Below are 14,298 nucleotides of genomic sequence, written 5' to 3' on the forward strand. Positions count from 1 at the left end.
GGAGGGGAAGGCGAAAGTGAACGCCGAAAGCAAGAAACACGAGCTCTCCAAGCACGCCTACGGAGGCTGCTCGGGAAGCGAGTACGTGCCCTATATCCCGACGACGGAAGTGATGCCCGAACTCACCGGCTACTCCATCATCATGGGCGTCCTGTTCGCGCTCCTGTTCGCTGCGGCGAACACGTATCTCGGCCTCAAGGTAGGCATCACGATCTCTGCCGGTATACCCGGCGCAATCCTCGCCACAGGTCTCCTGAAGGGCCTCTTCCGAAGAAACAACATCCTGGAAGCGAACATGGTGGCGTCCCTCTCGGCGATGGGCGAGTCCATCGCAGGCGGCATCATCTTCGTTCTCCCCGCGCTGCTCCTTCTCGGCTTTGGCCTGAGCATCACCACGGTCGTGATCGTCACGATCATCGGCGGTCTCATGGGTGTCTTCTTCATCACCCCGGTGAGGAGATACCTCATCGTGGAAGAGCACGGCGAGCTCATCTACCCCGAGTCGATGGCGGCCGCGGAGGTTCTCGTCACCGGAAGCGAAGGCGGTAGCGGGTTTCGGACAGTGCTTCTCGGTATGGGCGTTGGTGCCGCCTACAAGATGCTGTCCGGCGGATTCAAGTTCTGGGGTGAGAACGCTTCCTACACCATCAATTCCTATCAGGGGACGATCGTCGGCGTAGACACGCTCGCTTCCCTTATGGGCGTCGGCTTCATCATCGGCTCGAAGACTTCCACGCTGATGTTCGCCGGCTCTGTCGTCGCATGGCTTGGACTCATCCCGTTGATCAAGTTCTTTGGGGCGGGCATGCCAGACCCGATCTTCCCCTCGACCGTCCCGATTGCGGAGATGGGCGCATTCGACATCTGGTCAAGCTACATCCGCTACGTCGGCGCTGGTGCCGTTGCGACCGGAGGCTTCCTGTCGCTTGCCCGATCCCTTCCCACCCTCATAAACAGCTTCAAACAAGCCATCGTCGGAATGCGCAAGGGTGGAGCCGGCGCCGTTACCAGGATGGATCTTGAGGCGCCTCTGACGTGGGTGATCGCGGCAGCGGTGCTCGGCTTTCTCCTGACGTGGTTCGTTCCTGCGGTCGGCGGCGGTCCCGTGGACGCTCTGCTGGTCGTGGTCTTCAGCTTCTTCTTCGCGGTGGTATCGGCCAGGATGGTCGGCTTGATCGGCGCGTCCAACAACCCCGTGTCAGGCATGACCATCGCGGCCCTTCTCATCGTCACCACGGTTCTGAAGCTGATGGGACAAACCGGCGATGCCGGTATGACAACCGCGCTCATGCTCGGCGGGATCATCTGCGTTGCCATCGCCGTCGCCGGCGGCACAGCGCAGAGCCTGAAGACGACCTTCATCATCGGAGGCACGCCCAAGAGCGTTCAGATCGGCATGTTCATCGCCCTGGCGATCGCATCTGTGGCCGCGGCAGGCACACTGATCATGCTGCACACGGCATACGGAATCGGAGACGTCGCCGTGCCCGCCCCACAAGCGACGCTCATGAAGCTGATCGTGGAGGGCATCATGACCGCGCAGCTGCCGTGGACCCTGGTCCTGATCGGTGTGGCGATGGCCCTGTTCTGCTACCTGGCCAAGCTTCCCATCCTCGCCGTCGCGCTCGGCATCTATCTTCCGATGGGCCTGACGGCCGCGGTGTTCTCCGGCGGCATCGTGAGAGATCTTGCTGAGAGGAAGACCGGACGCAGTCCGAAGGAGAGGGAAGCTGCGGCGAGCAAGGATGTCGTTCTCAAATGGGATGATGAGAAGGACAAGGCCGTTGAGAAGGGCATACTGCTCGCCTCTGGGCTTGTGGCGGGAGACGCTCTGACCGGCATCGTCATCGGGATATTCGCCGCGATCGGGACGGATATCGCCTTCGGCCTCAAGCTCTTCCCCGCAGTTGCTGAGAGCCCGCTGTTGGCGTTCGCTCTGTTCCTGCTCCTGGGAATCTGGGTGTATGTGTACGCCACGCGCAAGGCCCGGTCGAGATGACCCCGGAAGACCACGGGAAGGATAGGTACAACTTCGTGCTCTATGTTCCTGAGATCAGACATCAGGAATTCCGAGTGAATGATGCAGGCAGGGTTGTTCTCAATCTTGAGATCAACCCCGCGAAGAGGCTGATGGGCAAGCTCGTCAAGAGAGAGCCGGTTTCGGATATCGAGCTGGACCCGCTTTCCTCTTCGGCCTGGCTCAGCATCGACGGCGCGCGAAGCATCCTGGACATCGCTCGAATCCAGAGCGAGAAGACCGGGGATGACATCGACGAGTCTGCAAGAAGAATCGCCGCGTTCATGAGGTACGTAGCAAAGCGAGGTTGGATCAGATTCAAAGAGGTGAAGCAGGGCTGACGCACGTGCCCGACGACTCACAGGAGGTCGACATGAATCACTACTTCCACCGTCTACGGGACCCCGAGACCGTGTACGGGCTGTTGCGTGACATCTTTCTCGCAGCCGCGATCACGTGCTTTCTTGACGCGCTTCATCGCATTGCGAAGGGGCTCACGCTCAGTGCCCGCGTGAAAGCGCTCGACGAGCTCGAAGACGAGTACACGCCTGAGGAGCGCGAGGTCCTGATCCACAAGATCAAGGTCAAGTCGCTGCACTGCTAGCGGAGTGCCGTCAAGGTGCGACTGTGCAGGGGAGAACCAACGCGTGCGCGATGAATCCGGCGTGGTGACGCGATCGTCAGCCGAGGTCGTGGCGGCAGCCGTGGCTCAAGACATCGGCGCGCTCGACGAGTGGCAGGCGAAGGCGTTGCTCGCCAGCTACGGTATCACCGTCCCCGAGGGCGGCCTCGCGCGCGATGAGGACGAAGCCGTGGCTATCGCCCGGCGGCTCGATGGCCCGGTGGTCGTCAAGGCGGTAGGGTCCCACATCGGCCACAAGACGGAGCACGGACTGGTTGCGCTCGACCTCCGCGGGGACGAGGCTGTCCGGTCTGCTGCTCGCTCGCTTCTGGCCACGGCCGATGGTCAGGACGTCCGGCTGCTCGTCGAGCGGATGGTCCGGGGAGCGCGCGAGTTCATGATCGGGATGAAGCGCGATCCTCTCTTCGGCCCCGTCGTCATCTTCGGCATCGGCGGGATCTTCGCCGAGGCGCACAAGGACATCGCGTTCGGCGTGACGCCTCTGGAGGAGCAGGACATCGAAGCCATGTTCGCCGGGATCAGGGCGAGCGTGCTGCTCGACGAATTCCGCGGCCTGCCGCCCGTGGATCGTGCGTCACTGGCAGACGCTATCCGCGCTCTTGCGCGCATCGCCGAGGACCATCCAGCCGTGACCGAGATCGACGTGAACCCGCTGATCGTGGAAGGCGCGACACCGGTGGCCGCCGACGCGCTGGTGATCCTCGATCCCGCTGCTGCGCGACATCCGGCGGCACTCCATCCGCATGTCACTCCCGACCTGGGCCCTGTGTTCGCGCCGTACGCCGTCACCGTCATCGGCGCCTCGAACGACCCGCTCAAATGGGGCGGCTCTCTCCTCCGCAACCTCATCGACGGCGGCTTCGCCGGTGCCATCTACCCCGTGAACGGGCGTGGCGGCACCGTGTGCGACCTGCCCGCCTTCGGAAGCGTCGCGGAGCTGCCGGAAGCCCCGGGCCTGGCGCTTGTGGCAGTGAAGGCCGCGCAGGTGAACGCCGCGATCGAGCAGTGCGGCGAGCGCGGGATCCCCGCTGCGCTGGTGGTGGCCGCGGGCTTCTCGGAAGCGGGCGAGGCGGGGGCCGCCCTGGAGGCGGAGCTGGTCGACACGGCCCGGAGATGGGGCATCACGCTCATAGGCCCCAACTGCATGGGCATGCTCTCGATACACAGCCGGCTCCATGCCGTCGGCTTCCTGGAGTTGCGGCCGCAGGCCGGCCGTCTGAGCATCGTCACCCAGTCCGGCAACATTGGCGTGCAGCTCGTCACCAGGGCCGAGCGGCGCGGTATCGGCATCGACAAGTATGTGAGTGTGGGCAACCAGGCGAGTACGAGCGCCGTTGATGTGCTCGATGCGCTTGGAGACGACGCGCAGACCGCCGCGGCCCTCGTCTATCTCGAAGGGGTCGGCGACGGCCGCCACTTCTTCGATGTGGCGCGCCGCATCACGCCGAAGAAGCCGGTAGTGGTGCTGCGTGGCGGCCTCACGGAGATCGGCGGCCGCGCAGCCGCGTCGCACACCGGCGCGATGGCGGGTGCGGCGGAGGTCTTCATGGCCGCAGCCCACCAGGCGGGCTGTCTCGTGCGCACCGGCCCCGACGAGAGCCTGGACCTGGCGATGTGCCTCACCTCGCTCCCGCTGCCGGCCGGCCGCCGTGTGGCGGTCATGACGCTTGGCGGGGGCTGGGGCGTTCTGGCGGCGGACGAGGTGGCCCGGGCCGACCTCGAGCTGGCCCCCCTGGAACCGAGCGTCCTCGCCGAGCTGGACAGGCTTCTGCCCGGCTACTGGAGCCGCAGCAACCCCATCGACCTTGTGGCGGCGATCGGCTCGGATCTCGCGCAGCGTGCGCTGACGGTGCTGGTCGAGAGCGAGATGGTGGACGCCGTCGCGGTGCTGGGCATCCTCAGCAGCCCGTCCACAGGCTCGGTTTCAGACGACGCGGTACCCGCCGACGGAGCGGGCGGGGCCGGCTGCGTGGGATTCAACCCCGGGGAAACCGCGTTTCTCACGCGCGTGACCGAGCTCATGGAGAGCACGGGCAAGCCGATCATCAACGTCCCCCTGCTTCCGCTCGAGGTCGCGACCTTCCGCGGCCGCGGGCGATACGATGCGGTCATCCTCTACTCGCCGGTCGCTGCGGTACGTGCCCTCGGCGCCATGGCCTGGTACGGGGAGTACATCGCAGCCCATCAGCCGTAGAAGCGGTCACCCCTTGAGGGAGCCGAGGTACTGCGCGTACTCGGCGTCCTCAAGGAAGGCCAGCACCCGCTGGCGGCCGGTGCGGAGCACCGCCCACGGCGCGAACTTGAACTGCAGATGCAGCCACGCCCACTCGCGAACGCGCTTCATCGGCGGGAGGCTGTGCAAGTAGCGGCGCTGGCCCGGTCCCAGCCGGCGGTACCTCAGCAGCAGGCCTGCGAGGAAGGCGCGCGCGATTCGCAGCCGAGAGTAGAAAGCCCGGTACTCGGCGGTCACGAGATCCTGCATCTGTTTGGCGGGCATTCGTTCGGGGCGGATGGCGACGTGCATCCCGTCGAGGAATCGCAGGTGTGGGATCTCGTGGAAGAGCACGCGGCCTGCTGCCTCGTGCTCGGCCGTGCTCTTGGTCCCGGGAAGCGGCGTCTCGAACAGGTACTGCAGGGACGTGAGGTACTTGCGGGCGAATCGCCCATTGCGCTTGAGAGTCTCGGCGGTATCACCCGCGAAGGCGATGAGCATGCCGTGCACGAGCAGTCCGTGGTGGCGCATCGCCGCGAGCGCCGTCGCCATGCGGTCGCTGCTGATGTGCTTGCCGACTTCGTCGAGGTCGCTGTCTTCCGAGGACTCTACGCCGATGCACAGCATCGTCATCGGCGCGAGGTCGTGCAGCAGCCGGAGCAGCTCTTTGTCGAGACGACCGAAGCGGTCGAATACCGCATCTGCGCGGAGCTGGATGGCGATTGACCCGGCGTAGCCGCGCTCGATCGCGCCTCGGAGGAAGTCTTTGAACGACGGCTTGTTGGCAGCGGCGTTGTCATCGATGAGGAAGACGTTGCCTCGGCCCTCGGACTGACAGCTGAGAAGCTCTTCGACACTCGTGTGCTCGTCTCGCAGGACGTACCGCGGCCAGATCTCGTGCACCTCGCAGAACGAACAGCGCTCGGGACACCCCCGCGATCGCCACACGAGTCCGGTCGTGCGGCTCGCAGACCCTTCCACGAGCGACATGTCTATCAGTGGCAGGGCGCATACCTCCTCGCGCGTCAGCTGGACAGGCGGGGGGCCGAAGGCGATCGCGTCGTGCTCCCACCAGACGATGCCGGGAACGCTCGTCACGGCCTCGCCTGGAGGCGTTCCGCGCGGGCAGTTCTGCAGCGCGATCAGCAACTGCTGGAGGGAGAACTCGGCCTCGCCCCTGATGACGTAGTCGGCGCCCGCCTCGAACGCCCGCTCCGGCGCGCACGTGGGCTCCGGTCCGCCGAGCACGATCGTCGCGTTCGGATTGAGACGCCGGGCCTCGCTCACCAACTCGGCGGTTCTCGTGAGTGTGCATGTGATCGCTGAGAACCCGACGACGTCGGCGGAGCGCACGAAGTCCCAGTCCACGGACCCCTTGCCCGAGATGTCCTCGACGAATGCCCGAACGTCGTGCCCGGCGTCGTGCAGCACGGTGGCGAGGAGTGGTACTCCCCTGCCCATCGCCACATGTGAGTAGATGTTGAGTCCCGGGGAACCCGCTTCGATCAGTACCACGCGCATCGTGCCGGTTGAGGGCATGGCGGCCACCTCCGTATCTTTCGTAGGTACCCATCGAGGGGAAGGCGGCGGAGCCTTTCGGACGAACGGTACGGGGCGATGCGGTCCGGACTTCTAGCCAGGCCGTCTTGACCGATGTGTCCGGTTCCCGTTCAGTGGTCATTACCGGCTGATCAGGAAACGGGACGACACCGGATGTGAGAAGGGGAGAGGGTCGATGTCACCACGCACCGCACGATTCCTGGGGTCTATGGTCGCGTCCGTCTTGGCGCTCGGCGTGTTGAGTGGGTGCACCACGACCCCTGAAGCCGCCGCGCCGGAGGACCGGCCTGCAGCCGAGGTGCCCGAGCCCGCAGAGCAAGTCGATCCTGACGAGCAACCGTCGATCGCACAGGCCGAGGCGGCCGTGCTCGCGATCGCTCGCGAGGAGTACCCGACCATGCCCATCGAGTCGGCCACCGCGTACGCGATGGGCCGTGACGCGCAGGGCACGTGGTGGGTGCAGGCGTGGACGACCGCGAGTCCCGAGTTTGAGGGCGAGCAGGGAGAGCAGTGGTTCGTGACCTGGGACGGCGAGTCCTGGACGCTCATCGACTACGGGACCGGTCTCGGGACCGAGGACTTCCCCGGGGTCTCCGAGTGGGAGGCGCTGCAGTAGCGCCCGGCGTGCCCTTGGCTCACAACTCGGTCGCGCTGAAGGTGTCCCATTCACTCAGGTCCCCGGCCTCGAACCCCTTCTTGAACCAGCGCATCCGCTGCTCGGACGTGCCGTGCGTGAAGCTGTCCGGTACCACGTAGCCCTGCGACTCCTTCTGGATGCGGTCATCGCCCACGGCGTTGGCGGCTGCGAGCGCCTCCTCCAGGTCGCCTTCCTCGAGCAGCCCCCGGCCCTGCGCGTGACTGGCCCAGACGCCCGCGAGGTAGTCGGCCTGCAGCTCCAGGCGGACCGAGTACTCGTTGTACTCCTCCGGGCTGAGCTGCTGCCGCAACTCCTGCATCTGAGTCATCACGCCCAGCTGGTTCTGGACGTGATGCCCCACCTCGTGGGCCACAACGTACGCCATCGCGAAGTCCCCGGGAGCCTGAAATCTAGTCCGGAGCTCCCCGAAGAAGCTCAAATCGATGTAGAGGTTGTTGTCGGCAGGGCAGTAGAACGGGCCGGTGGACGCACCGGCTACGCCACACGCCGACTCCACGCTGTCCGTGTACAACACCAAGGTAGGTTCGGCGTACTCCTGCCCGGACTCGCTGAAGACCTCCGTCCAGACGGTCTCGGTGTCGGCAAGTACCACCGACACGAAGTCGGCAAGCTCCTTCTCCTCTGCCGTCTCCACGTACGGCGTCTCGCTTTCTGGGGCTGCGCTCTGTACGGTGTCGAGCACGGCACCAGGATCGGCGCCCAGCAGGGTGGCGATGATCATGATGATGATCGCTGCGCCGCCCCCGATCGCCACCTTGCCGCCCATGCCTCGGCGGTCCTCCACATTGGTGCTGCCCGGCTGCCCCTTCCACTTCATGGAACTCACTCCTTCAGGGCTTCGGCTCGCGGCCGCGACGTCGGCGTTGCTCTTGGGAGGTTCGTACCCACGTCGCTGGCCGGGCGCGCACTTAGGGTGTTGACTACGTAACGAAACAATGTTACGTTACACGCCGGAGGTGCATCACATGGACGCCGAGATATCCAAGAAGGACCTGTTGCGCGAGACCGGCATCAGCTACGGCCAGCTCTACCGCTGGAAGCGGATGGGGCTCATCCCGGAAGAGTGGTTCGTCCGCAAGTCCACCTTCACGGGCACCGAAACGTTCTTCCCGCGCGAGCGTGTGCTCGCCCGCATCGCCAAGATCACGTCGATGAAGGGCGATGACCTCTCGCTCGAGCAGATCGCCGATGTGGTGGCGCCCCCGCTGGCGAGCGTCGCTCTGTTGCCCGCCGAGGTGCTGGATCGCCGGATCGCAAGCACGTCCACGATCGGCCTGTATGCGACCGTGCGGCCCACCGAGGGCACCTATGCGCTCGGCGACATCCTCACGCTCCACGTGCTCGACAGCCTGCTGCGTGAGGGCGTGGTGACCGCCGACGAGGGCCGCGCGCTCGTGGGCACGATGGCCTCGGGGCTCGTCGGCGAAAGCGAGGGCGAGTTCGAGGCGCTGCTCGTGCGCAAGGCGGGGCTGTCGTTGTGGATGCTCGTCTCGCGAGGCTGCGCTCCTCGGCTCGAGGAAGAGGCTCGCGTGGTCGCTCGCATCGACCTCGGCGCGCGCCTCGAAGATCTGAAATCACTGCTCGCGGCAGATGAAAGGACGACACGATGAGCGACACGATGAAACGCGGCGACGTACGGGTGTCAGGCGCCGGCACGATCGCTACCGGTACCTACCGCACTGTGAGCGTGAGCGGCTCGGCCACGCTCGCGGGCGACGTCGACTGCACGGACTTCAAGGTCTCGGGCGCGGCCGAGGGCGATGGCACGCTCCGCGCGGAGAACGTCACCGTGCACGGCACCCTCGGCTACCGGGGCGATGCCGACGTGGGCCACCTGCGCGTGACCGGTACAGCATCCTTCCACACCCTCAAGGTCGCCGATGTCAGTGCCTCGGGCACCCTCGCTGTAACCGCGCTGTCCGCCACCACCGTGAAGGTGCTGGGCTTCCTGAACGTCTTGGGGGACTGCGAGGCAGAGCGCTTCGAGACACAAGGCGCGTTCACGGTCGTCGGCCTACTGAACGCGGGGGCCGTGGACGTCACACTCGGCGGCAAGTGCTCCGCCGGTGAGATCGGCGGCGAGGCGGTGACCGTCCGCATCGGCGTAGGAGCGCTCAAGCGGTTCGTGACGTCGCTCGTCCCCGGGTGGGAGCTGCGCCTTACGGCCGACTCCATCGAGGGAGACGATGTCCGGCTGGAGCACACCACGGCTCGCGCGGTGCGCGGGACCACCGTGGTCATCGGGCAGGGCTGCGAAATCGATCTGGTGGAGTACACCGGCGAGTACTCGGCCGCTCCCGACGCGAAGGTCAAGACGGTGCGCAAGGTGAGCGAGGGTGAGCCCGAAGGGGGCGACGCCGGCGCATAGAGAGATGGCCTTCGGCTGGCAAGGCTACGCCAGCCGCTGTACGCCTATCCCGATAAGCCCGGGGCCGGTGTGCACAACGAGCGCAGGGGTCAGCTGCTCCTCGATCGCATAGCGGAAGTCCGGCAGGCGCTCCTTCATGGCTGCCATCAGCGCCTTTCCCTCTGCTTCGGCGGCGCCTTGTACGACCGCGATGTTGTACTCCTTGGCGCCTTCGGCGAACTCGACCGCCTTCTCGAGCGCTAGCTTGAGTGATTTCTCGCGCCCCCGGGCCTTGCCCACGGTGTCGTAGATGCCGTCCTCATTGCATGAGATGACCGGCTTCACGTCGAGGAGCATGCCCACCATTCCCGCAACGCGACCGATCCGCCCGCCCTTCACCAGGTACTCGAGTGTCGCGACGCAGAAGAAGATCTTCGTGTTCTTCACGGCGAACTCGGCTTGGCGGCACACCTCGGCAAACGGGAGTCCCTGCTCGATCAGCTCGCCCGCGCGAATCGCTGTGAGGCCGCTGCCGATGCCGATGTTCTTCGTGTCGACGTAGTACGCCTCGAGCCCCTCGGGTTCCGGGCCGAAATTGCTCAGCATGTTGAAGGTCCCACTGAGCCCGCTGGAGATGACGACGACGATGACCTTCTCGAAGCCGTCCGCCTTGATCTGCTTGAAGAGCTCGGTGACCGTGGCGGGGCTGGGCAATGACGTCGAAGGAACTTCTTCGGAGAACCGTGCGTAGACCGTCTCCGGATCGATGTCGATCCCGTCCTGGTATTCGGCGTCCTTGTAGATGATCGTGAGCGGGGCGACGTACATGTTGTACTTCTCGCGGTACTCGCGAGGCACGTCACAACCGGAATCGACCATGATCGCTATCTTCTCGACGGTCATGCGGTCCTCGTTTCCTCTACTGGCCTTATCTACCCACTCGCACCAGTGTGACACTTCTGCACGGCGCGGTGACTCAGAAACTGGAAGAGGACCCCCACCGCCGGGCCTCGCCGATTTGGGAATGAACCGACTGATCGTCCCGTCCGATCCCGCCGGGGAGGCGCGTCACCCATGCAGCGGTTCGACGTCATCGTCATCGGCACCGGAGTAGCCGGTCAGACGGCCGCCGGTGAACTCGCAGCGGCGGGTAAGCGAGTCGCGGTGGTCGACAAGCGCGAGTTCGGTGGGACGTGTGCGCTTCGCGGATGTGAGCCGAAGAAGGTGCTCGTGGCCGCCGCCGAGGTTGCCGAGCGCGCTGCTACGCAGGCCGGCAACGGCCTGTCAGGGGCGGTTCGTCTCGACTGGCCGTCGCTCATCGAGTTCAAGCGGACCTTCACCGATCCGATGTCGCCGGTCATAGAGAAGTCGCTCACCGATTCCGGAGTCGTCGCGCTCCATGGCGTGGCGCGATTCGTTTCGGAGGACACCCTCGACGTCGGCGGCGCGCAGTACGCAGCCGAGCACTTCGTGGTCGCCACTGGGGCAGTGCCCCGCGACCTGGGGATCCCGGGGGCAGAGCTGGTGACAGACAGCGAAGGCTTCATGGCGGCCGAGACTATCGGCAGCCGGGTGGTCTTCATCGGCGGTGGCTACATCTCGTTCGAGTTCGCCCACATGGCTGCCGCGGCCGGGGCTCAGGCGGTCGTACTTCACCGGGGGGCCCGTGTGCTGGAGGGGTTCGATCCGGATCTGGCGGAGATGCTCGCTCGCGCCTATCGCAGCGCGGGAATCGAGATTCGAACCGGCACGGTCGTAGCCGAAGCCCGCGATGCGGGCGGAGCGCTGGAGATCGTGTGCGGAAACGGAGACATCGTCGCCTGCGACATGGCCGTTCACGGGGCGGGCCGGGTGCCGGACCTCGAGGGGCTCGACCTCAAGGCTGCCGGCATCGCGTACGGGCCCCGCGGCATCGACACTGACGAGTCGATGCGCTCGACCACCAACCCGCACGTGTTTGCGGCAGGAGACGCGGCGGCATCGGGGATCCCGCTCACGCCTGTCGGGATCGCGCAGGCTCGCATCGTGGTGGCGAACATTCTCGAGCCGGGTGCGGCCACGTTCGCGCCGGTCGTGACCCCGTCGGTCGTGTTCTCCGACCCGCCACTCGCCTCGATCGGACTCACCGAGGAGCAGGCGCAGGAGCGCGGTCTCGACGTGGAAGTGAAACTGACCGACACGTCAGCGTGGGCGTCCTCGCGCAGGGTGGGTCAGCGCGCCTCGGGCGCCAAGACGATCGTGGAGCGTGGGAGCGGCCGCATCGTTGGTGCGCACCTACTCGGGCATGGTGCCGAGGAGGTCATCAACGTGTTCGCCGCCGCGATCATCGGCGGCCTGACCGCGAGCGACATCAAAGGCGGACTCTGGGCGTACCCGACGGCAAGTTCGGAGATCGTGTACCTGCTCTGATCGTTCGCTCGAAGGTGCGGTGCGCCGGTTTCCGGCCGGGGGCTACTTCGACGTCCCTGGTGCCAGCCCGTGGCCGCCGAACTCGTTGCGCAGCGCCTGCACGACCTTGCCCGTGTAGCTGGGGCTGTCATCGGCATCGATCCTGAACTGCAGCGCCGCTTCGATCGCGGGCACCGGAATTCCCGCCTCTCTCGCTGCGTCGATCGTCCAGGCGCCCTCGCCGGTGTGGCCGGGGGAGCCCGACACGGGCTCGAGGTCACAGCCGAAGCGCTCGTATGCCGAGCCCAGCCATCCCACGAGTCTCGACTCGATGACGCTCGCATGCTGGTAGACGTCGGCGACGGCCGCAAGGTCCAGATCGCGCGACGAATCATGCATCAGGGCGAAGCCCTCGGCGATCGCCTGCATCATGCCGTACTCGATGCCGTTGTGGACCATCTTCACGAAGTGTCCCGAGCCTACTCCGTCGAAGAACCGGTAGCCGTCCCGGACGGCGACATCGGCAAACACCGGCTCGACGCGCTCGAATGTGGCCCGATCGCCGCCGATCATCAAGCACGCCCCGTGGCGAGCCCCGGCCGGGCCGCCGGACGTCCCGCAGTCGAGGAACCCGATGCCGCGTTCGGCAAGGCGCGCAGCACGCGGCTCGTCGTCGGCGTAGCGGGAGTTGCCGCCGTCGATGACGATGTCGCCGGGCTCGAGGAGGTCCGCAAGCCCGTGCTTGCCGTCATCGCTGAAGAGCACGGCGTCGACGGGCCTGCCGGCGGGGATCATGAGCCACACCACGCGTGGTGGCCGAAGCACCGCGACCAGGGCCTCAAGCGTATCTGCAGGAAAGACGCCGTCTTCGGCGAGATCGTGCGCCACCTGTACCGTGCGGTTCCATCCCACGACCTCCCAGCCGTGATCGGCCAGGTTGAGCGCGATGCCGGCGCCCATCTTGCCGAGTCCCGCGACCCCGATCTGCCGCCCCCGTTGGTTCGCTCGAAGCGCGGCCGCGGCATGCCGCACCGGCTCCTCGGTGTCGGGCGCATACGTCTCCAGCGGGGTCACGCCCTCGCGCCACTCGTCGATCACCGGGTCGATGAAGGCCCACATCGCGCGGACCTCGTCGGTTGAGACGAATGCCGTCTGGTCGCCGAGTATCGCGTCGTAGAGCAGCTTGGCGTACTCGGCCACATACTGGAGCCGCTCGGTCTTCTCATAGAGCGCGAAGCCGAAGGTCCGCTTCTCGACCTCGTAGTCGAAGCCGGGTCGCTTCGCCCAGAACGTGATCTCGATGGTGTCGTTGGGCTCGAGCGTGAAAATGACCTGGTTGCGCAGGTGTGTCTTTGCCTTGCCGCACAGGCAGGGGTGGCGGTGGCGGAACGTCACGACGATGCGCTTCAGGGGCGCCTCACCCACGCGCTTGCCGCTCTCGAAGGTCACCGGCACGCCCGCCCATCGGTGCCCGCTCATGACGGTCTCGAGCTTGAAGTATGTCTCGGTCTGCGACGCCGGGTCGACCCCGACGATCTGGCAGTAGCCGTCGTACTGAGCCCGATAGGTCCGGCGCGCCACCTCCTCGGAACGCAGCGGCCGCAGCCCGCCGAGAAGCGCGGCGCGCGCCGCCCTGATGGAATCGGCGTCAAGCCCCGCAGGCTGCTCCATGGTGACGAGCGCGAGCATCTGGAGCAGGTGGTTCTGCCCCACGTCGCGCAACGCACCGACGCCGTCGTAGAAGGCGCCCCGCTTCTCCACGCCGAGGGTCTCGAGCAGCGAGATGTCGATGCGCTCGATGGTCTCGCGGTTCCAATCGGACTCGAGCAAGTCGTTGTGGAAGCGGAAGGCGAGGATCCCTTGGAGCATCTCCTTGGCGAGGTAATGGTCGATGCGGTAGATCTGCTCCTCGCGGAAGAGCGAGGCGAGCAGATCGTCGAGCGCTTTCGAGCTGCCGACATCATGGCCGAAGGGCTTCTCCACCAGCACGCGCGTGTAGCCGGTCTCGGCGCTGCACGCGGCTGTGAGACCGCTACGGGCGAGGTTGCCGAGGATCGTCTCGTAGTTCTGGGGAGGAACCGCGAGGTAGAAGAGCTTGTTCGTGCACGCGTTCCACTCGCGAGCTGCTTCCTCGGTGAAGCGGGCGAGCTCGGCGTAGGCGGATTCATCGGCGAACGTGCCCTGCTGATAGGTGAAGAGCGCCAGGAACTCGTCGAGCGCATCCGCGGAGGGGTACTTCTCGGCGATGATCGCCTTCACGTGCGCCTGCAGGTCATCGTCGGACCAGTCTCGCCGTGAGAAGCCGACGACGCGCAACAGCGGGGGCAGAAGGCCTTCGCGGCTGAGGTGGTAGAGCGACGGCACGATCTTGCGTGCCATGAGGTCGCCCGTGGCGCCGAACACGACAAGGACCGTGGGCGCAGCATCCCGTTGTGGCATCGAGGAGCTCCTCTTCTTGCTGGATCAGGTGCGG

12 protein-coding genes are annotated in these 14,298 nt (G+C 66.0%); 8 read left to right on the forward strand and 4 right to left on the reverse strand.

The genetic code is table 11. From position 1 onward, the window contains the following. The first annotated feature begins 16 nt into the window (after positions 1 to 16). Genes Q7W51_02000 through Q7W51_02015 form a run of 4 tightly spaced genes read left to right on the forward strand, consistent with a single transcriptional unit; the run spans position 17 to position 4,854 of the window. Complete coding sequence (locus Q7W51_02000; GenBank protein ID MDO8847144.1) at positions 17 to 1,999, forward strand: oligopeptide transporter, OPT family; 1,983 nt, start codon at positions 17 to 19, stop codon at positions 1,997 to 1,999. Beyond that, the gene (locus Q7W51_02005) at positions 1,996 to 2,358 is read left to right on the forward strand and encodes a PqqD family peptide modification chaperone (GenBank protein ID MDO8847145.1); all 363 of its coding nucleotides are present in this window, start codon (positions 1,996 to 1,998) and stop codon (positions 2,356 to 2,358) included. The genes Q7W51_02000 and Q7W51_02005 overlap by 4 nt, the downstream gene beginning before the upstream one ends. Positions 2,359 to 2,390: 32 nt before the next feature. Then, entirely contained in the window at positions 2,391 to 2,621 is a 231-nt protein-coding gene (locus tag Q7W51_02010) for a hypothetical protein (GenBank protein MDO8847146.1), read from the forward strand. 43 nt (positions 2,622 to 2,664) lie between these two features. Continuing rightward, entirely contained in the window at positions 2,665 to 4,854 is a 2,190-nt protein-coding gene (locus Q7W51_02015; GenBank protein MDO8847147.1) for an acetate--CoA ligase family protein, read from the forward strand. 6 nt (positions 4,855 to 4,860) lie between these two features. Here Q7W51_02015 and Q7W51_02020 read toward each other — a convergent pair whose 3' ends face one another. Then, the gene (locus tag Q7W51_02020; GenBank protein MDO8847148.1) at positions 4,861 to 6,411 is read right to left on the reverse strand and encodes a radical SAM protein; all 1,551 of its coding nucleotides are present in this window, start codon (positions 6,409 to 6,411) and stop codon (positions 4,861 to 4,863) included. Positions 6,412 to 6,607: 196 nt separating this feature from the next. On the opposite strand from Q7W51_02020, the gene Q7W51_02025 reads away from it, so the two are divergent. Next, positions 6,608 to 7,048: a hypothetical protein gene (locus Q7W51_02025; protein ID MDO8847149.1), complete on the forward strand. Its 441-nt coding sequence runs from the start codon at positions 6,608 to 6,610 to the stop codon at positions 7,046 to 7,048. Between the two features lie 19 nt (positions 7,049 to 7,067). Here Q7W51_02025 and Q7W51_02030 read toward each other — a convergent pair whose 3' ends face one another. Then, the gene (locus Q7W51_02030; protein MDO8847150.1) at positions 7,068 to 7,907 is read right to left on the reverse strand and encodes a neutral zinc metallopeptidase; all 840 of its coding nucleotides are present in this window, start codon (positions 7,905 to 7,907) and stop codon (positions 7,068 to 7,070) included. A 148-nt stretch (positions 7,908 to 8,055) separates the two neighbouring features. Here Q7W51_02030 and Q7W51_02035 point away from each other — a divergent pair, with 148 nt between their 5' ends. Together Q7W51_02035 and Q7W51_02040 are read left to right on the forward strand one after the other, a co-directional pair. Continuing rightward, a complete protein-coding gene (locus Q7W51_02035) occupies positions 8,056 to 8,700 on the forward strand; it encodes a DUF4004 family protein (GenBank protein MDO8847151.1) in 645 nt (214 codons plus the stop codon). Continuing rightward, positions 8,697 to 9,458: a polymer-forming cytoskeletal protein gene (locus Q7W51_02040; GenBank protein MDO8847152.1), complete on the forward strand. Its 762-nt coding sequence runs from the start codon at positions 8,697 to 8,699 to the stop codon at positions 9,456 to 9,458. The genes Q7W51_02035 and Q7W51_02040 overlap by 4 nt, the downstream gene beginning before the upstream one ends. Positions 9,459 to 9,482: 24 nt before the next feature. Here Q7W51_02040 and Q7W51_02045 read toward each other — a convergent pair whose 3' ends face one another. Next, entirely contained in the window at positions 9,483 to 10,340 is an 858-nt protein-coding gene (locus Q7W51_02045) for a DegV family protein (GenBank protein ID MDO8847153.1), read from the reverse strand. Between the two features lie 171 nt (positions 10,341 to 10,511). Between Q7W51_02045 and Q7W51_02050 the strand changes: the two genes are divergently transcribed. Further along, on the forward strand, positions 10,512 to 11,846 hold the full coding sequence (locus Q7W51_02050) for an NAD(P)/FAD-dependent oxidoreductase (GenBank protein MDO8847154.1): 1,335 nt from the start codon (positions 10,512 to 10,514) through the stop codon (positions 11,844 to 11,846). 42 nt (positions 11,847 to 11,888) lie between these two features. On the opposite strand, the gene zwf is transcribed toward Q7W51_02050, so the two are convergent. Then, entirely contained in the window at positions 11,889 to 14,264 is a 2,376-nt protein-coding gene (gene zwf / locus Q7W51_02055) for a glucose-6-phosphate dehydrogenase (protein ID MDO8847155.1), read from the reverse strand. Positions 14,265 to 14,298: the final 34 nt, after the last annotated feature.

The organism is Coriobacteriia bacterium, from assembly GCA_030652115.1.
Lineage (GTDB): Bacteria > Actinomycetota > Coriobacteriia > Anaerosomatales > Anaerosomataceae > UBA6100.